We start from the raw sequence: 17366 nt of genomic DNA on the forward strand, positions 1-17366 counted from the left end.
ATCCGTGATCCCACATCACGGTCGCGAACACCGTCCCACACGGTGTTGCTGGCAGCAGGTGCTGCAGACTTCGTTCACTCTAGCGGAACCTCGCGTTCAGCGGAAGGTAATTCGCGCGAGTGGATGAACTGAAATCTCAGTACTTGCGTATACGTCGCGGATGGCATCGATATCCTGGCCCCGTGCCCACCGCCACCACCGCGCGATTCCATCTGAGCCGCATGATTCCGCGTGATCCGGCGCAACCTCATCGCACAGCGAGCACTCTGGAGCTCTTCTTCGACCTGGTGTTCGTCGTCGCGGTGAGCATCGCCTCGGCGCAGCTGCACCACGCGCTGAGTCACGGAGACTTCCTGCACGGGGTGACGTCGTACGCGATGGTGTTCTTCGCCGTCTGGTGGGCGTGGATGAACTTCACCTGGTTCGCGACCTCCTTCGACACCGACGACTGGCTCTACCGGGTGACGACGTTCGTGCAGATGGGCGGTGTGCTCGTGGTCGCCGCCGGCATCCCGGCTGCGTTCGAGCAGGGCGACTTCACGATCCCGGTGATCGGGTACATCGTGATGCGCGTCGCGATGATCGCGCAGTGGCTCCGCGCCTCGCGGAGTGCGGGGGAGCTGCGGTCCACGACCCGCCGGTACGCCCTCGGCATCGCTGCCGTGCAGGTGCTGTGGGCGCTGTTCCTGCTCATCCCGTCGGGGACGGCGCAGCTCGTGGCGTTCGTCGTCTGCGCGCTGATCGAGGTCAGCGTGCCCGTCTTCGCCGAGTATCGACGGCAGACGCCCTGGCATCCGCACCACATCACCGAGCGGTACGGCCTGTTCACCCTGATCGTGCTGGGCGAGAGCCTCCTCGCGTCCGCCAACGCGATCATCGACGCCCGGGAGGAGCTCGACTCGTTCGTCCCGCTCATCTCCATCTCGGTGCTGACGCTGGTCGTGACCGCCGCGCTCTGGTGGATCTACTTCTGGCCGCCCCACCACCGGGCGATCACGACCTTCGGCCGCTCCCTGCGGTACGGCTACTCGCACTACATCGTGTTCGCGGCCGCGGCTGCCTTCTCCGCCGGCGTCGAGGTCGAGCTCGACGTGCTCACGGGAGCGAGCCATCTCTCGAGCGTCGCGGCCTCGTTGACGGTCACGATCCCCATCGCGCTCTTCCTGATCGGCATCTGGTGGATCGCGATCCGCGAGAACGCCGACCGCGTCGTCAACACCGTCGTGCCGGTGGGGGCCGTGCTCGTCCTCCTCGACCCTCTGCTGCCGATACCCGTCGCCATCACGGCGGTGATCATGGCCGCGATCGTCGTCGTGCTCGTGCTGCGTCCTCCGATCGCCCAGCGTTCATAGCAAGAGCAGAGGCGACGCAGAGAACGCTGATCGACTCAGTCGTGATCATGGGTGCACAGACACCCCTGATCCGAGAGGAGCACGATCATGAGCCGCATACCCGAGCCCGTCCAGACGCCCCAGGGGCCCGCCTACGAGGGGCGCCTGCTCGATCGTGTCGACGAGGAGGTGGTCGATCAGGGCGCGGCGTTCGACATCCGCACCCTCATGACCCGTCGTGGGGTGCTCGGCCTCGCCGGCCTCGGGGCGGGAGCTCTCGTCCTCGCGGCGTGTGCGCCCACCGCGACCGAGAGCACGACGACCGGCGACACGGGTGCCGCGGCGGACGATCCCGGCACCGGCGCCTCGTCCGGATCCTCCGCGACCGCCGACGGCGAGATCCCGGACGAGACGGCAGGACCGTACCCCGGCGACGGATCGAACGGTCCCGACGTGCTCGAGGAGTCGGGCATCATCCGCCAGGACATCACGACCTCGATCGACGGATCGGCCACCGCCGACGGCATCCCCCTCACCTTCGAGTTCCAGGTGCTCGACATGGCGAACGGGGGCGTCCCCTTCGCCGGTGTCGCGGTCTACGCGTGGCACTGCACAGCCCGGGGGGAGTACTCCCTGTACTCCTCGGGACTCGAAGACGTGACCTACCTGCGCGGGGTGCAGGTGGCGGATGCCGACGGCAGGGTCTCGTTCACATCGATCTTCCCCGGATGCTACTCGGGGCGCTGGCCGCACATCCACTTCGAGGTGTATCCCGACGCCGACTCGATCACCGACTCGACGAACACGATCGCGACCTCGCAGATGGCCCTGCCCGAGGACGCGTGCGTGGCCGTCTACGCGGATCCGCGATACGACGGCTCATCGCAGAACCTCTCGCGCACGAGCATCTCGGGCGACAACGTCTTCGGCGACGATTCCGCGGCACTGCAGCTGCCCGCCATCTCGGGCGACACGACCGCCGGTTACACGACCACGCTCGTGGTCGGCGTCGACACCGCGACCACTCCCTCCGCGGGCTCCGCGCCGTCGGGCGGCGCCCGCTGATCTGCTAGGCTGATCATGCAGCGTGTGTTCTGGCCCCCCTCTAGGCCGCCACGTCGCCACTGATCAGGGCCATCACGGACCAAGCGCATCGACGCGCGCGATCCGCCTTCGATCTCACATCTTCGCGAGCCGCATACTGCGCGCCCGCCGCACAGCAATGAGTATCACCATGACCACGACCACCTTTCCTCCTTCTGATCCGCTGACCTGGAAACAGGCCGACGACGACGTCCATGTCGCGACCCGTGCAGGCGAGTTCGCCGGGTTCGTCGAATTCGACGGCACCTCGCACCTCGCCCGAGACCATCGCGGGGCCGAACTCGGCATCTTCTCCTCTCTCGCCGACGCGCAGACCGCGTTGGAGGGTTCCCACGCGGAGGAGAAGCCACCGCTGACCTTCACCTTCACGCTGCCGCGCATGCTGCGCAGGCGGCCTCGTCGCGCCCGCGCCTGAGACCTTTCGGGCAACGACCTGTGAGTTCACAGGGCATCGCGACGTATTCCCATCAGTGCATGCGGGGCGGGTTAGCCTGAGTTAAGCGTTGGGCGGTCTGCCTTGGGCTTCCACAGCTCACGGGCTCCAATCGACAGGAGAGCATCATCTCCATTGCACAGGTCGAAACGACCGCAGCCACCCTCGGACCGGTACGCCAGACGTATTCCGGGAACGCCGAATTCCCTCCCATGGCTCATGCGTACAAGCAGGTGTCGCAGGTGGTGAAGGAAACCGGCCTCCTCCGACGCGCCGGCTGGTTCTACGTCATGGTGGGGGCCATCCTCGCGGTCGCCCTCGGCGGCGTGATCACCGGCTTCATCCTCCTCGGCGACAGCTGGCTCCAGCTGCTGATGGCGGGCGCGCTCGGCATCATCCTGACTCAGGTCGCGTTCCTCGCTCACGAGGCGGCGCACCGTCAGATCCTCTCGTCGGGACCGGCGAACTTCCGCCTCGCTCGCATCCTCGCCGCCGGCGTCGTCGGCATCAGCTACTCCTGGTGGGACTCCAAGCACACCAAGCACCATGGAAACCCGAACCAGGTGGGCAAGGACCCGGACATCGAGGTCGACACGATCTCGTTCCTCGAGACCGACGCCGCCAAGTCACGCGGTCTGGTCAAACTGATCACCCGCAAGCAGGGCTGGCTGTTCTTCCCGCTGCTGACGCTCGAGGGACTCAACCTCCACTACCTCGGCGTCAAGCACCTCGTGACCAGCAAGAAGGCCAAGGGCCGCTGGATCGAGCTCGGACTCATCGCACTTCGCTTCGCGGTCGTCCTGGTACCGGTGTTCCTGATGCTCCCGCTCGGCATGGCATTCGCCTTCATGGGCGTGCAGCTCGCCGTCTTCGGTGTCTACATGGGCGCATCCTTCGCACCGAACCACAAGGGCATGCCGATCATCGATCCCAACGCGCGTCTCGATTTCTTCTCGAAGCAGGTGCGCACCTCCCGCAACATCCGCGGCGGATGGTGGGCCACCTGGCTCATGGGCGGGCTCAACTACCAGGTGGAGCACCACCTGTTCCCGAACATGCCCCGCCCGCACCTGTCGAAGGCGCGTGAGATCGTGCGCGACTACTGCTCGGCGAACGACGTGCCGTACACCGAGACCAGCCTCGGCCGTTCGTACGCGATCGTGATCCAGTACCTGAACCGCGTCGGTCTCGCCGCGGGTGCCGATCCGTTCGACTGCCCGGCGGTGTCGCAGTTCGGCCGCGCCTGAGCGATCGTCCCTCGTCGAAAGGCCCCATCCTCCGGGATGGGGCCTTTCGCATCATCCGTCGCGACGGATCCACCGGAAGGTGGCGCGGCTCAGGAGAACCCCCACGACCAGCCACACGCCCAGCACGACGGCTGCCGTGCCGAGCGCCCACTCTCCTCCCGGTTCCACCACCTTGAAGGAGTCGGGGAGGATCGCTGCCCGCATGCCCTGAGCGATCCACTTGAGGGGGAAGACCGCGGCGACGTTCTGCAACCACTCCGGCAGTGACGTGAAGGCGATGTAAACGCCCGAGATGAACTGCAGCAGGAGGACCACCGGGATGACCACCGCAGAGGCCGTCTTGCCGGAACGGGGCACCGACGACAGGGCGACCCCGAGCAGCGCGCACGTCAGGAGGCCGAGGACGAACACCCAGGCGAAGCGTCCCCACGCGTCTGCGTCGGACGGCAGCTCGACCCGGTACAGCACGACCGCGACGACGAGGAGCAGGGCGATCTGCAGTATCGCCGTCACGAAGACCTCGCCGATCTTGCCGATGAAATACGTCACGGGGGAGATCGGAGTGCTGCCGAGGCGTTTCAGTGTGCCGTCGCTCTTCTCCACCGCGATCTCGATCGAGAGTCCCTGGACCCCTGAGAGGAAGATGCCTCCCGCGATCAAGCCGGGAAGGTAGTAGGTCGCCATGCTGACCGTGTCGGGGCCCTCGCCCACGTCGCCCGTGAAGATCGTCGCGAAGATCAGATACATGACGGTCGGGAACAGGAAGGTGAAGAACACCTGGTCCCCGGCGCGGAAGTACTGCCGCAGCTCGAATCCGATGCGCCGCACGCCGAGACGGATCGTGCGGGACGGGCCGAAGCGGACCGGTGCTGTCGTGGTGCTCATGCCGGCTCCGTCACGTCGGTGAGCGCGTCGATGCCGTGCGCCCGGATCAGTCCGAGATAGATGTCCTCGAGGGTGGGTCTGACGATCTCCAGACCCTGCGGTTCGCCGGCGCTGCGGTGGAGATCGGCGACGACCGCGCCGGGAGTGGACGTGCGCTGCTCCTGCGGCACGCCGTCCGCGTCGGTCCAGCGGACCACGGGCGTGCGCGCCTCGGAGCCGCCGATCTCGTCGATCTCGCCGATCGCGGCGATGCGCCCTCCCACGATGACGGCCGCGCGGTCGCCCAGCTGGGCGGCTTCGTCGAGATAGTGGGTGGTGAGCAGGATGCTGGTGCCTTCGGCTTTGAGGGTGCGGATCAGCTCCCAGAACTGACGACGTGCCTCGGGGTCGAAGCCGGTCGTCGGCTCATCGAGGAAGAGCAGCTCGGGACGACCGATGATCCCGAGTGCGACATCCAGCCGCCGCTGCTGCCCGCCCGAGAGCTTGCCGGCACGGGACCGCTGCTTCTGCTCGAGGCCGACGGCCGAGATCACCTCGTCGATGTCCCGCGGGTTCGGGTAGTAGCCGGCGAATTCGGTCAGCAGCTCCCGCACGGTGAAGGTGCCCGCCTCGCCGGTCGACTGCAGCACGATGCCGAGGCGGGCCTTCCAGTCCAGCCCGCCGTGCTGCGGGTCCACCCCGAGCACCCGCACGTCGCCTGCGCTGCGGTGTCGGTACCCCTCGAGGATCTCGATGGTCGTCGACTTGCCGGCGCCGTTGGGTCCGAGCAGGGCGAACGTCTCACCCCGGCGGATGTCGAAGCTGATGCCGTCGACCGCGGTGAACCCGCCGTAGTCCTTGCGGAGGTCTCGGACCTCGATCACGCTGTCTGTCATATCTCCAGCGTGCCCGCCGCGGCGCCCGGACGGTAGTCGTGACGCGTCTCCCCGTCCGGTGGGGACGTTCAGCGCGACGTCTTGTCGTCGGCCTCGACGACCTCGATCGTGATCTTGCCATCGATCGTGGCCGCGTCGTCGTCGAGCAGTTCGTCGTCGAGCGCCTCGTCGCCGCGGAACTCCTCGACCTGCGCATCGCCGTCGGACTCGTCGACGACCTCGGCGTGCACGGTCTCGATGTCGTCGTCCGCATCGTCCGCGAACGCGTCGGAATCGTCGACCCCGGGGGCCGACGCACCGGCTGCGACGGGCGCGGCGTCGCTGAACACGCCGTCGGGGCGGATGAGCTCGCGCACCTCGGCCATGAAGCTGGCGAGCTGCTGCTGCTGCCAGCGCAGCTGGCGGGCCTGATCCTCGGCGTCCCGGAGCACCTGCGTGGTGTGCGAGGTGACCGAGTCGACGATCTTCTGCGACTTCGTGCGGGCGCGGTCGAGCGTGTCGCGGGCCCGCACCTGAGCGTCGGCCTCGATCGTCTGCGCCTGCGAGCGCATCAGGCGCTCGTAGTCGTCGGCCTTGCCCGAGATGCGCTGAGCGTGTTCGAGCGAGGCCCTGACCTGCTCGTTGGCGTCGGACGTGACGCGCTCGGCGTGAGCGACGGCCTGGTTGTGCAGCACGAGGAACTCCTGCTGCGCATCGTCCTGGCGGCGCGTGAGCGTCTCCTCGAACTCGAGCACGCGTGCGTTCATGTCGCGCACCTCGCGCTCCGCATCCGCGCGGAGCTGCGTCGTCTCGCGCGTGACGAGGGAGCGGAGTGCGGCGGCTCCCTTCTCGGCCTCGGTGCGGATCGCGGTGGCCTCTTGCGTCGCCTGGTGCACCTTCTCGGCTGCGTGTGCGGCCTCGCGCTCGATCGTCGCCTCATGCGCGGTGTACTCGGTGTCGATCTTCAGGCGGATCTGGTCGGCGTCGTGCTGAGCCTGCGCGATGATGCGGGTCACGTCGGCCTCGGCCTCGGCGCGCTGGGTCGTGACCTCTTCGCGGGCGGCGGCCATCAAGCGGTCAGCCTGCACCGCGGCGTTCTGGATCAGGACGTTGGCCTGGTCCTCGGCGACGCGGAGGATCGTCTCGAACTGCTCGCGCGAGGGGGCGTCCTGGCCGTCGGCGCGCGGAGTGTCGACGAGCTCGTTGGTGAGGGTCATCACCTGCTGCTCGGTCTCCGCAGCCCGCGCCTTGACGGCCGTGAGCTCGGCCTCGAGCTCTTCGCGGGCCGTGCGCTCCTCGTCGCGGATCGCTTCGAGGGCGTCCTCGTGTCGAGCTTCGGCGTCGGCGAGATCGGCCTTGGCCTGCTGCAGCTGGTTGCGCAGAGCGCTCAGCGCGGAGTCGACCTCGGCCTTGTCGTAGCCTCGGAACGACGCGGTGAAGCCGGACTGCTCGCGAGGGGTCTCTTCGATCAGCTTGTCGAAGAAGTCGGGCGTTCGATCGTTGGAGGGGGTGTCGCTCATGGGTCAGCCTTTCCGGCGCAGGTCGCGGCCACGAAGGCCGTGACGAGAAGTGGTGCCGTGGTGATGCCGACCGCGGGCACGGGTCGGCCGGTCGTCGGCACACGACAGCCTAGTTGCGTCAGGCGGAGTTCGCTCGTCCGGCTTCTGCCGTGACGGCGATGCCCTCCGCGGCTGCGCGGGCGGCGACCTGCGACCGCAGCTCGGTCCAGAACGCCGCGCCCTGCGGCATCCCGAGATGCTCGCGCGAGCTCACGACCTGCATGCGGGTGGTCGATCCGTCGGCGACCAAACGCACGACCGCGTCATCGGGCTCGATGAACCGGATGCCGTAGCTGCCGTCCTCGAGCACCGTGAACTCACGCGGGCGCTGCCAGACGATCGTGTCGACCAGCTCGCGGACCACCGTCTCGGGGGCGCGGAGCACCAGCGTCGTGTCGAGCGCGCGGAGGGCGTCGGCACGCCGGGACTCGGCGACGCGTCGCTCTTCGCGGGTGCCCGCGGATGCGGCCGAGCGTCGAACCCAGCGCGGCACGAAGATCGACAGCACGATCAGCGCGACGATCAGCGCGATGAAGAAGAGCGGGTTGTCCACCGTTACAACCTAGGGCGTGGGTCGTGCTCGTCAGCCGAGCAAGACCATGACGAGCACGAGCACGGGCAGGCATCCGACCGTGGTGAGGAAGACGGTGTCGCGAGAGATCGTCTCGCCGACGTCGTAGCGCTGCGAGTAGTTGAAGACGTTCTGCGCCGTCGGCAGGGCGGCGAGCACCACGACGATGAGCACCTCGGCGGGGGAGAGCCCGAACACGAACTCGGCGGTCGCCCACGCGATCAGCGGCATCGCGAGGAGCTTCAGCGCGCTCGCGACGACGATGTCCCGACGCCGCCCGGGGGCGCCGAGGACCCGCCGTCCATGAAGGGAGATGCCGTAGCTGATCAGCAGCACCGGCACGGCGGCGTCGGCGATCAGCTGCGCGGGCTGCATCACGATCTCGGGCACCGGGATGCCGAAGACGGAGACGAGGGTGCCGAGGACGGATCCGATGATGATGGGGTTCGTGGCCGTGCGGACCAGGGTCTTGCGCACCGACACCCGCTCGCTCGTGACGGCGTCGAGGATCGTGAGGGTGATCGGCGTGAAGACCAGCAGTTGCAGCAGCACCACGGGCGCAGGGTACGCGGCGCTGCCGAGCAGGTAGAGGGACAGCGGGATGCCGATGTTGTTCGAGTTGACCTGTCCTGCGGCCAGCGCGCCGATCAGGGTCTCGCCGACCGAGCGCTTCCACCACAGTCGCGCGATCAGGGTGTGGATCGCGATGACGGCGACCGCGGCGATCGCGGAGACGGGCAGCAGCGAGGAGAACAGCATCCGGGCATCTGCGTGGGCCAGCACCGTGAACAGGAGGAATGGCGACAGGACGAAGAAGATCAGCCGACCGAGGACGTGGCGCGCATGCGGGCCGAGAAGATCGATGCGCCCGATGACGTAGCCCAGGATGATCGCGACCCCCACGACGGCGAATCCGGTGAAAGTCTCGAGCACCCCTCGAGGTTATCCTCTTAGCAACAGGTGGGCCGCAAGTCAACGGTCGAGTCCTCATCGGCGCTCACGACACATCCGTCCTACGCTGAGAACACGTCGAGCCGCCTAGCGCCGCTCTCCGTCGGTCGATCCGGACGTCGTCCTCGGGTTCTCTCGGTCTCGGGCACGAAGATGGGGGTGGGCGCGCGTGCGTGCCTTCTCAATACGACTGCTCCGGTCCCCCTGTTCGGGCATGGGGGGCCGGAACCACCCTCTTCCGAGGTGGTTTCGCCACGCCCGTGCTCAGGTCGAGTCGCGCACGATCAGACGCGTGGGAAGAACGATGGGCGCACCGGGCAGCTCACCGCCTCCGGCCGCGTCCGCGAGGGCGGCCACGGCTGCTCCCGCCATCTCGCGGATCGGCTGGCGCACCGTCGTGAGAGCGGGGGTGAGCCACCGCGCGCCACGAAGATCGTCGAATCCCACGACGAGCACGTCGTCCGGGATGCGTCTCCCGGTCGCGGCCGCCGCGGCGTGGACACCCGCGGCCAGCTCATCGGAGCAGGCGAACACGCCCAGTCGCTCCCCGGGGCCGAGCGCTCGGAGCAACGGGATCATCGCATCGCGGGCGGCCGCGGTTCGCCACGGAGACTGGACGAGTGCGATGTCTGCGCTCGGCGCTGCTTCGCCGAGCCTCTCGCGGAATCCCGCATACCTGGTGCGTCCGTACCGGTATCGTGGCCGCCCGAGCAGCGCGGCGAACCGCGTCGCTCCGCGGTCGACGAGGTGCGTGGCCGCGGCCCGTCCGCCGTCGTGGTCGGTGGTGTGCACGCTCGTGAGTCCCCGGGAGTCGTCGCTTCGCGGGTCCATCAGGACCACGGGGATCGAGGCGTCTGCCAGGACCTTCAGCTGCGACGCGGTGGGGGAGATCAGCCCGAGCACGACGCCGGCCGATCCACGGCGGCGGATGCGCAGCGGCCAGTCGTCGTCGGGCAGGTCGCGCTCCTCGGTGAGCACCAGGTCGTATCCGGCGTCGGCCGCCGCGCTGCGGGCACCCGCGGTCACCTCGTCGGAGTAGTCGTCGCCGTACCCGCCCAGGACGAGATCCATGAGGCGCGCGGATCCGAGCGGCCTCCCGCCGACCGACGGCTCTCGTGCGTATCCGACGTCCCGCGCGGCGACATGCACCCGGCGGCGTGTGGCCGCCGCGAGGTCGCCGCGTCCGGTCAGCGCGCGCGACGCCGTCGCGATGCTCACGCCGGCGGCTTCGGCGACCACGGCGAGCGTCGCCCGTCGCGGTGGGGCATCGTCGCGCGGATCCGGCATGGTTCCACCTTGGCTCGGAGCGGGGTTTTGCGCAAACGCCTCGACGCCGACCGGCACCGGTGGCATGGTCGATGCGAGGAGGGTGAGATGACGACGACGACACCACCGCTGCGGATCGCGATGATCGGCACGGGCTTCATGGGGCGTATGCACTCGCAGGCCTGGAACACCGCACCGAGGTTCTTCGACCTGCCGCTCGAGCCGAGGCTCGCTCTGCTCGTCGGACGCCGAGACTCCGAGACGGCGGATGCTGCCGCACGATGGGGGTGGTCGGATCACTCACTGGGCTGGCGGGCAGCGGTCGAACGCGATGACATCGACGCGGTCGACATCTGCACCCCCGGAGACACGCATGAGCAGATCGCCCTCGCCGCTCTCGCCGCGGGCAAGCACGTGCTGTGCGAGAAGCCCCTCGCCAACACCGTCGCCGAGGCGCAGCGCATGACGACGGCGGCGACCGAGGCCTCCGAGCGATTCGGAGCCGTGGCGATGTGCGGCTTCAGCTATCGGCGCACGCCCGCACTGGCGCTCGCACGGCAGCTGATCGCCGACGGGCGCGTGGGGGAGATCCGTCACGTGCGTGCGCAGTATCTGCAGGACTGGCTGAGCGATGCCGACTCTCCGCATACGTGGCGGCTCGATCGTGAGCGGGCAGGGTCCGGGGCGCTCGGCGACATCGGGGCGCACAGCATCGACACCGCGCAGTGGCTCTCGGGGCAGCAGATCTCCGCGGTCTCCGCCACGCTGCGCACGTTCGTCGATTCGCGACCCCGGCGCTCGAGTGTGGAAGGGCTCGGGGGCCGCGGAGCGGACGCCTCGGATCGGCTTCCCGTGACGGTCGACGATGCCGCGGCGTTCACCGCGGACTTCGACGGCGGCGCCCTGGGAGTGTTCGAGGCGACGCGCATGGCCACCGGTCGACGCAACGCGAACCGCATCGAGATCAACGGGGACCGCGGGTCGATCGCATTCGACTTCGAGCGCATGAACGAGCTCGAGGTCTACGACTCGGCGGACGACCCTGCGCAGGGGTTCCGCCGCGTGCAGGTCACCGAGGCCCGGCATCCCTACGCGGGTGCATGGTGGCCCGCAGGTCACGGGCTCGGCTACGAGCACCTCTTCACGCACCAGGCGGTGGACTTCGTGCGGGCCGTCGCCGGAGAGCATGCGGCGTCTCCCGGCTTCGCGGAGGCGACTCAGGTGCAGAGGGTGCTCGCGGCCGTCGAGTCCAGCGCCCGACACGACAGCATCCGTACGCCGGTGGGCGGGGATACCGGCACCGATACCGAACAGGGAGGATCCCGATGACACGCACCGCTCTCGTCGTCCGCGGCGGCTGGGAGGGGCACCAGCCGGTCGAGGCGACCGAACTGTTCCTGCCCTTCCTTCGACAGAACGGCTTCGACGTCGTGGTCGAATCCGATTCCGAGGTCTACGCCGATGCGGCGCGCATGGCAGAGGTCGATCTCGTCGTGCAATCGGTCACGATGTCGCAGTGCTCGGCCGAGGCGGTGCGCGGACTCCGTGACGCGGTCGGCGCGGGAACGGGGCTCGCAGGCTGGCACGGCGGCATCGCCGACTCGTTCCGGGCGAGCTCCGACTACCTGCAGCTCGTGGGGGGCCAGTTCGCCACGCATCCCTCCAAGCACCCCGATGAGGTCACGGGCGATCAGACCGACAACTACCTGGAGCACACGGTCGAGATCACCGACCTCGGGCGCGCGCATGAGATCACCCGCGGTGTCGAGGACTTCACCCTCGTCACCGAGCAGTACTGGGTGCTGCACGACGATCTGATCGACGTGCTCGCGACCACCACGCACCCGGTGCGGCCGTACCACCCCTGGCATAGGCCCATCGTGTCGCCGGCGATCTGGACCCGCGACTGGGGGAAGGGGCGCGTCTTCGTCTCGACCCCGGGCCACAGCCTCGACGTACTGCGGCACCCCTCGGTGCGCACGGTGATCGAGCGCGGGATGCTGTGGGCGGCGCGGTGATCGGCGTCGGCATCGTCGGACTCGGCGTGATCTCGGAGCAGTATCTCGCGACGCTGCTCTCGGCGCCGATCGTGCGCATCGTGGCGGTCGCGGACCTCGACGCGGAACGCGCCCGATCCGCGGCGGAGCGCATTCCCGGATGCCGGGCTCTGACCACCGGCGAGCTCGTCGCGGCAGCCGATGTCGATGTCGTCCTCAACCTGACGATCCCCGCTGCGCACGCCGATGTCGCGCTCGCCGCGATCTCCCAGGGCAAGGCCGTGTACGGCGAGAAGCCTCTGGCGGCGACCTTCGCGGAGGCCGCCGAGGTGATGGATGCCGCGAACGCGGCCGGAGTGCGCCTCGGGGCCGCGCCGGACACCGTGCTCGGCACCGGACTGCAGACGGCGCGTGCCGCGATCGATCACGGCCTGATCGGCAGGCCGACGTCCGCGGCGGCGACCTGGGTGTCGGCGGGCCACGAGGCATGGCACCCGCACCCCGGCTTCTACTACCGCGAAGGCGGGGGCCCGCTGCTCGATATGGGGCCTTACTACGTCACTGCGCTCGTGCAGCTGCTCGGCCCCGTCGAGGCCGTGTCCGGCGCGGCATCCCGATCGCGGGACGAGCGCGTGATCGGCTCGGGGCCACGCTCCGGCGAGAGCATCCGGGTCGACGTCGACACGCACCTCACCGGCATCCTCCACCACGCATCGGGCGCGATCTCGACCGTGACGATGAGCTTCGACGGCGTGCGCTCGACGGCATCGCCCATCGAGGTGCACGGCGTCGAGGGGTCGCTCGACGTTCCCGATCCCAACCTGTTCGACGGCGAGGTGCGGCTGCACCCGCGCGAGGGGGAGTGGCGCGTGCTGGAGCCGTCGGCGGGCTACGCGGATTCCGGGCGCGGCATCGGCCTGATCGACTTCTCGACGGGAGAAGGACGCGCTGACGGTGCGATGGCTCTGCACGTGCTCGAGATCATGTCGGCTCTCTCCGCGTCTGCGCGCTCGGGCGTCCGAGAGATCGTGTCGACCACGGTGCACGTGCCGTCTCTCGTGCCGTTGACGTCGGCGCGCGACTGGCGTGCCGGGCGAACGGCGGTGCCGGGTGCGGGGCGTCCGCCCGGTGCGGCGTAACCTGGCCCCATGGATTCCACAGCCCGCACGGCCCTCGAGGTCGCCGACTGGCGCCGTCGCGTCTTCGCCCTCTACGCGGCGGTGCGTCACGCCGACTCACCGGAGGAGGCGCACGAGCTCTGGCGCATCGAACGAGACGAGCTGATGCTGCACCACGCGGCGACGCCCCTGTTGCCCGACGACCGGGTGATGTTCGAAGGGCTGCCGATCGCCTCGTACGATGCTGCCTGGCGCTTCGAGCTGCCGATCCTCGAGGCGGAGCCGGGCGGCTTCGACTTCGCGACGGGGACCGACGGCGTCGTGCCCTTCGAACGGGTCGGCCGTGTCGAGATCCCGGACACGGGCTCGCTCGACGTCTGGCGGCTGACCAGCTACGGAGGGGGGCTCTTCGTGCCTGTGCGCGACGCGCTCGCGGGGCAGCCCGACGGCACGTACGGCGGCGGCCGGTATCTGATCGACACGATCAAGGGCGCCGACCTCGGCGCGGACGCCGCACGCGGCACGATCGTGCTCGACTTCAACTTCGCGTACAACCCCTCGTGCGCCTATGACCCCGCGTGGGCATGTCCGCTCGCGCAGCCGGGAAACGTGCTCGACGTGGCGATACCGGTCGGGGAGCTGTACGGCGGCTGATCAGCGGGCGGGGTGCGGGCGTGATAACATTATCACGCAGACGGACGGTGATAATGTTATCGGCATGCGTGATGCGCTCGACAATCCGTTCAGCCCCGGCTCCGACACGATTCCGGACGTGTGGGCGGGGCGTACCGAGCAGCTGAGCGACTGGCGCGACGTGGTGCGGCCGCGTCGCCTGGCCGGCCTGCCGGAGCGAGGGCGGACGGTGCTCGGCGAGCCGGGGCTCGGCAAGTCGGCTCTCGTGCGTCGCATCGCTCAACAGGCCTCGCGCGCCGGAGACTGGGTCACGCCTCAGCTGCGCATCCCGGCCGGAGCCGATCCGCTGAAGCTCGTCGCGGAAGCGGTGCTGGCGCTCGCCGCCGATGCGGGGCTCTCCACTTCACGCGAGAAGCGCATCGGTGACGCGATCGCGCGCGTACAGGCGGTGGCGCTCTCGGGCGTATCGCTCACCCTGCGCGGCGCCGACGGACGCGAGCCGTACGCCGCACTCACGGAACTCCTCGTCGAGGTCGGCGTGGCCGCGATCGCGGAGGGCGACGTCGTCGCGGTGATCCACATCGACGAGGTGCAGAACATCACCGATGAGAAGGCGCTCTCGCAGCTGCTCATAGCCCTGGGCGACGCGCTCACGCACGAGGTGGAGGTCACGGTCCCCGGAGACGCCAGGGTCGCACGGTCGCTCCCGATCGCCGTCTACCTCACCGGCCTCCCGGATTTCGAGGACATGGCGGGGGCGCGCAAGGGCGCCACGTTCGCCCGCCGCTTCAAGACGACCACGCTCTCGGCGATCGACGACGACGACCTCGCCGAGGCGCTGCAGGAGTTCGTCCTCGAGGGGTGGGAGGTGCCCGACGGGGCCGGCGGCACCGCGCGTGTGCGCATGGACCGGGATGCCGCGGCCCTCATCGTCGACCTCTGCCGTGGCGAGCCCTTCCTGTTCCAGCTCGCGGGTGAGCAGGCCTGGTACGCCGGAGGCACCCCGACCATCACGGCGGCGCAGGTCCGCCAGGGGTGGCGAGGCGCACAGCGCGAAGCCACCGCTCACGTCGAGCGCATCCTCGAGCGTCTGCCGGCTCGAGAGCGGCAGCTTCTGCAGGTGATGGCCGAGCTCCCCGCCGCCGAGCGCACGGCCACTCGCATCGCCGAGGCGATGGGGTTCGCCAAGGTCACGGAGGTCGGCCCCACCGCGCAGAGGCTCGACACGGTTCGCGGCATCATCGACCGGGGAAAGCCCTACACGTTCCGCCATCGTGCGGTCGAGGCGTATCTGTCGAGCGATTGGCCGCGCGTCTGAGGATCAGCCCGCAGATGCGGCGCGTTCCTCGTCCGAGTTCGGGGTCCAGCCGAACCAGCCGTCGCCGGTGGTCATCACACTCCAGTCGCCGCATGCGAAGACCGTCTTCGCCTTGTACGGGTCGGGAGCGTCGTCGAGCACCCAGGCGGGTGCCGACTGACGCTCGACCTCGGCGCAGTCGTCGGGCAGCTCCGAGCCGCTGGTGAGCAGGATGACGGCTTCCGCCGCATCCTCGATCGTGGAGGTGCGCACCGTGATCTCGGTGGAGTCCTGGGGGATCCACTCGGCATCGACGGCGGCGTCGCCGAACGCCTGTGCATCCTCGTATGTGGAAGTGGCCTGCTTGTGGACGATGCTGTCGTAGGCGGAGCATCCGGTCAGGGAGATCAGTCCGACGGCGATCAGTGCGGACGCGGCCAGCGCGGTGCGTGTGTTCATGGTTCCAGCCTCGCGCGAGCGGGAGGGTGAATCATCGGGCGCGCGAGGTATCGGCATCCCTCTGGGGGATGACCTTCACGGATCGTCGCCGGATCATGATGACGATCACGCGACCACGGGCGTGAACCCGGGCGACCGGAATATTGGATGGTGACACGCCGCGATCGCGGTCGTGGGCTCAGGATCGGTGGCCTTCGCGGGGCTTACGACCCCGCGCGGGAGCGCCGCTAGCCGCGCGCCGTCATCCGACGGATCTGCTCGGTATAGCCGTCGAGGACGTCGAAGATCCCGCTGTGCTGCCGGACGCGGTTGCGTCCTTGACCGGTCGTCTCCGTGAGCATTGCGGGCGGTCCGCTGACCGGCTCGATTCGCCATGGTCGACGAATACGCGTTCGCAGCCGGCGGCGCGCAGCTCGGCCTCCTGCGCGTCGGGATTCTGCTCGCGCTTGGAGACTCGGGCGTACCCGACTTCGTGTGCCATGCCGAAAACGGTACAGCCAGGGTTGCGGCGCGTTTAGGTTTCGGCAGGGGGTATCGGCGGGCCACGTGCCGGCGTGTCGCGCAGATGATCGCCATCGGTGACGAGACGGTCGAAATCGATCGTTTTCGGTTTGTAACGCCATCGATAAAACAGAACGGAGTTGTGTTTCAACGGCCGAATGATCGACGCCACCCGCACTGCATAGTCCTCATTCAGCGACGTTGTCGAATTGTGCTCGTGCTCGTTCGACGTCGGGCAGGTGCAATGTCGTCCATCGGAAAAGAGCGTCGATGAGGTCCTGGAGACCATGCCCGACTGGAGCGATGCGGTACTCGACCGCCATCGGTCGGGTGCTCACGACCACGCGGTTGACCATGCCGTTGCGCTCCAGTCGCCGAAGAGTGGCGGTCAGCGATTTCTGGCTGATGGCGGGGATCGCTCGGCGCAGCTCGTTGAAGCGCATTGCTCCGTGTTCGCAGAGTTGGTCGAGTACGCGGAGCGACCACTTATCGAGTAGCTGATCGAGCAACTCGCGGTGGTCTTCGGTGAGGGGAAGTGTGGGGTCAGTTACCTGCATGACACCTAGTTTCGTTGAAGTGTCCTTCTGATACCAGGTAGACAAGAGATATCTACAACGAGAGAGGACAAACATGACAGTGACAGCTTTCAGCCCCGATGGACTCATCCAGCCAGTTCCGTATCATCACGTCGCCATCGGCTCCGGAGCCCGTCAGGTTCACGTCGCCGGACAAATTGGCCGCGACCCGTCCGGCGGACAGCTGGATCCCGGAGACCTGACCGGGCAGGTCGAGCAGGCGCTGCGTAACACCGCCCGCGCCCTCGCGGGTGGCGGCGCGTCCTTCACCGACGTGGTTCGTCTGCGCTTCTTTGTCACCCAATGGCACCCTGACCGGATGGGAGCATTCATGGCGGGCGTCGAGAACGTAGCCGACGAGCTCGGACTCACGCTACCCGTGCCCCCAACTTCCCTCATCGGCGTCGAGATGCTGTTCGAACCCGATGTCCTCGTCGAGGTCGAGGCCTACGCTGTGCTCGACTGACAGGAAGTGGCCGGGTGGGGGTAATCAAACAAAGGCGCGACACCCCACCCAGCGGGGCGGCGGTGTGAGAAAAGAAGGCGGGGGGGGGCGCGCCGCACCGCGGGGGGGGGGGCGGGGGG

The 17366-nt window shown here is 68.6% G+C and carries 19 protein-coding genes; 10 read left to right on the forward strand and 9 right to left on the reverse strand.

Going from position 1 to position 17366, the window contains the following annotated elements:
• Window positions 1–221 precede the first annotated feature (221 nt).
• From RWO82_RS05415 to RWO82_RS05430, 4 genes are all read left to right on the forward strand, one after another.
• On the forward strand, window positions 222–1352 hold the full coding sequence (locus tag RWO82_RS05415) for a low temperature requirement protein A (RefSeq protein WP_314424441.1): 1131 nt from the start codon (window positions 222–224) through the stop codon (window positions 1350–1352).
• Between the two features lie 87 nt (window positions 1353–1439).
• On the forward strand, window positions 1440–2396 hold the full coding sequence (locus tag RWO82_RS05420) for an intradiol ring-cleavage dioxygenase (protein WP_314424395.1): 957 nt from the start codon (window positions 1440–1442) through the stop codon (window positions 2394–2396).
• A 169-nt stretch (window positions 2397–2565) separates the two neighbouring features.
• Window positions 2566–2850 (forward strand): hypothetical protein, encoded by a 285-nt coding sequence (locus RWO82_RS05425; protein ID WP_314424398.1) that lies wholly within the window; start codon window positions 2566–2568, stop codon window positions 2848–2850.
• A gap of 143 nt (window positions 2851–2993) precedes the next feature.
• A complete protein-coding gene (locus RWO82_RS05430; RefSeq protein WP_314424445.1) occupies window positions 2994–4115 on the forward strand; it encodes an acyl-CoA desaturase in 1122 nt (373 codons plus the stop codon).
• A 51-nt stretch (window positions 4116–4166) separates the two neighbouring features.
• Here the strand turns inward: RWO82_RS05430 and RWO82_RS05435 are convergent, their stop codons facing one another.
• The 6 genes from RWO82_RS05435 to RWO82_RS05460 all read right to left on the reverse strand — a co-directional run bounded on the left by RWO82_RS05435 (window position 4167) and on the right by RWO82_RS05460 (window position 10222).
• Window positions 4167–5000: an ABC transporter permease gene (locus RWO82_RS05435; RefSeq protein ID WP_314424400.1), complete on the reverse strand. Its 834-nt coding sequence runs from the start codon at window positions 4998–5000 to the stop codon at window positions 4167–4169.
• A complete protein-coding gene (locus RWO82_RS05440) occupies window positions 4997–5875 on the reverse strand; it encodes an ABC transporter ATP-binding protein (RefSeq protein WP_314424403.1) in 879 nt (292 codons plus the stop codon). Before RWO82_RS05440 ends, RWO82_RS05435 begins: the two co-directional genes overlap by 4 nt.
• Window positions 5876–5943: 68 nt before the next feature.
• Complete coding sequence (locus RWO82_RS05445) at window positions 5944–7374, reverse strand: cell division initiation protein (RefSeq protein WP_314424406.1); 1431 nt, start codon at window positions 7372–7374, stop codon at window positions 5944–5946.
• Between the two features lie 118 nt (window positions 7375–7492).
• On the reverse strand, window positions 7493–7966 hold the full coding sequence (locus RWO82_RS05450) for a hypothetical protein (RefSeq protein WP_314424409.1): 474 nt from the start codon (window positions 7964–7966) through the stop codon (window positions 7493–7495).
• A 30-nt stretch (window positions 7967–7996) separates the two neighbouring features.
• Window positions 7997–8917, reverse strand: a complete 921-nt coding sequence (locus RWO82_RS05455; RefSeq protein ID WP_314424412.1) for an AEC family transporter — start codon at window positions 8915–8917, stop codon at window positions 7997–7999.
• Window positions 8918–9199: 282 nt separating this feature from the next.
• Window positions 9200–10222, reverse strand: coding sequence for a LacI family DNA-binding transcriptional regulator (locus RWO82_RS05460; RefSeq protein ID WP_314424415.1), 1023 nt, complete (start codon window positions 10220–10222; stop codon window positions 9200–9202).
• A gap of 87 nt (window positions 10223–10309) precedes the next feature.
• On the opposite strand from RWO82_RS05460, the gene RWO82_RS05465 reads away from it, so the two are divergent.
• The 5 genes from RWO82_RS05465 (at window position 10310) to RWO82_RS05485 (ending at window position 15267) form a co-directional block, all read left to right on the forward strand.
• Complete coding sequence (locus RWO82_RS05465) at window positions 10310–11530, forward strand: Gfo/Idh/MocA family oxidoreductase (RefSeq protein ID WP_314424418.1); 1221 nt, start codon at window positions 10310–10312, stop codon at window positions 11528–11530.
• Window positions 11527–12219 carry a ThuA domain-containing protein gene (locus RWO82_RS05470; RefSeq protein ID WP_314424422.1) on the forward strand — a complete coding sequence of 231 codons (693 nt, stop codon included), beginning with the start codon at window positions 11527–11529 and terminating at the stop codon, window positions 12217–12219. Before RWO82_RS05465 ends, RWO82_RS05470 begins: the two co-directional genes overlap by 4 nt.
• Window positions 12204–13337, forward strand: a complete 1134-nt coding sequence (locus RWO82_RS05475; RefSeq protein WP_314424424.1) for a Gfo/Idh/MocA family oxidoreductase — start codon at window positions 12204–12206, stop codon at window positions 13335–13337. The genes RWO82_RS05470 and RWO82_RS05475 overlap by 16 nt, the downstream gene beginning before the upstream one ends.
• A gap of 9 nt (window positions 13338–13346) precedes the next feature.
• The gene (locus RWO82_RS05480) at window positions 13347–13970 is read left to right on the forward strand and encodes a DUF1684 domain-containing protein (protein ID WP_314424426.1); all 624 of its coding nucleotides are present in this window, start codon (window positions 13347–13349) and stop codon (window positions 13968–13970) included.
• 64 nt (window positions 13971–14034) lie between these two features.
• Window positions 14035–15267 carry an ATP-binding protein gene (locus RWO82_RS05485; RefSeq protein ID WP_314424429.1) on the forward strand — a complete coding sequence of 411 codons (1233 nt, stop codon included), beginning with the start codon at window positions 14035–14037 and terminating at the stop codon, window positions 15265–15267.
• 3 nt (window positions 15268–15270) lie between these two features.
• Here the strand turns inward: RWO82_RS05485 and RWO82_RS05490 are convergent, their stop codons facing one another.
• The 3 genes from RWO82_RS05490 to RWO82_RS05500 form a co-directional block, all read right to left on the reverse strand.
• Window positions 15271–15705, reverse strand: coding sequence for a hypothetical protein (locus RWO82_RS05490; RefSeq protein WP_314424432.1), 435 nt, complete (start codon window positions 15703–15705; stop codon window positions 15271–15273).
• 241 nt (window positions 15706–15946) lie between these two features.
• Window positions 15947–16186, reverse strand: coding sequence for a recombinase family protein (locus tag RWO82_RS05495; protein WP_314424435.1), 240 nt, complete (start codon window positions 16184–16186; stop codon window positions 15947–15949).
• A gap of 208 nt (window positions 16187–16394) precedes the next feature.
• Window positions 16395–16763, reverse strand: coding sequence for a helix-turn-helix domain-containing protein (locus RWO82_RS05500; RefSeq protein WP_248539677.1), 369 nt, complete (start codon window positions 16761–16763; stop codon window positions 16395–16397).
• Window positions 16764–16836: 73 nt separating this feature from the next.
• On the opposite strand from RWO82_RS05500, the gene RWO82_RS05505 reads away from it, so the two are divergent.
• Window positions 16837–17247, forward strand: a complete 411-nt coding sequence (locus RWO82_RS05505) for a RidA family protein (RefSeq protein ID WP_248539678.1) — start codon at window positions 16837–16839, stop codon at window positions 17245–17247.
• Window positions 17248–17366: the final 119 nt, after the last annotated feature.

It is taken from the genome of uncultured Microbacterium sp. (assembly GCF_963521645.1).
In the GTDB taxonomy this organism is placed as follows: domain Bacteria; phylum Actinomycetota; class Actinomycetes; order Actinomycetales; family Microbacteriaceae; genus Microbacterium.

Bases quoted from the DNA above. Each gene is read 5' to 3' on its own strand.
- RWO82_RS05435 (WP_314424400.1), bottom strand. From the start codon at position 5,000: ATGAGCACCACGACAGCACCGGTCCGCTTCGGCCCGTCCCGCACGATC.
- RWO82_RS05440 (WP_314424403.1), bottom strand. From the start codon at position 5,875: ATGACAGACAGCGTGATCGAGGTCCGAGACCTCCGCAAGGACTACGGC.
- RWO82_RS05485 (WP_314424429.1), top strand. From the start codon at position 14,035: ATGCGTGATGCGCTCGACAATCCGTTCAGCCCCGGCTCCGACACGATT.
- RWO82_RS05505 (WP_248539678.1), top strand. From the start codon at position 16,837: ATGACAGTGACAGCTTTCAGCCCCGATGGACTCATCCAGCCAGTTCCG.
- RWO82_RS05500 (WP_248539677.1), bottom strand. From the start codon at position 16,763: ATGCAGGTAACTGACCCCACACTTCCCCTCACCGAAGACCACCGCGAG.
- RWO82_RS05480 (WP_314424426.1), top strand. From the start codon at position 13,347: ATGGATTCCACAGCCCGCACGGCCCTCGAGGTCGCCGACTGGCGCCGT.
- RWO82_RS05425 (WP_314424398.1), top strand. From the start codon at position 2,566: ATGACCACGACCACCTTTCCTCCTTCTGATCCGCTGACCTGGAAACAG.
- RWO82_RS05490 (WP_314424432.1), bottom strand. From the start codon at position 15,705: ATGAACACACGCACCGCGCTGGCCGCGTCCGCACTGATCGCCGTCGGA.
- RWO82_RS05465 (WP_314424418.1), top strand. From the start codon at position 10,310: ATGACGACGACGACACCACCGCTGCGGATCGCGATGATCGGCACGGGC.
- RWO82_RS05495 (WP_314424435.1), bottom strand. From the start codon at position 16,186: ATGGCACACGAAGTCGGGTACGCCCGAGTCTCCAAGCGCGAGCAGAAT.
- RWO82_RS05420 (WP_314424395.1), top strand. From the start codon at position 1,440: ATGAGCCGCATACCCGAGCCCGTCCAGACGCCCCAGGGGCCCGCCTAC.
- RWO82_RS05460 (WP_314424415.1), bottom strand. From the start codon at position 10,222: ATGCCGGATCCGCGCGACGATGCCCCACCGCGACGGGCGACGCTCGCC.
- RWO82_RS05415 (WP_314424441.1), top strand. From the start codon at position 222: ATGATTCCGCGTGATCCGGCGCAACCTCATCGCACAGCGAGCACTCTG.
- RWO82_RS05445 (WP_314424406.1), bottom strand. From the start codon at position 7,374: ATGAGCGACACCCCCTCCAACGATCGAACGCCCGACTTCTTCGACAAG.
- RWO82_RS05470 (WP_314424422.1), top strand. From the start codon at position 11,527: ATGACACGCACCGCTCTCGTCGTCCGCGGCGGCTGGGAGGGGCACCAG.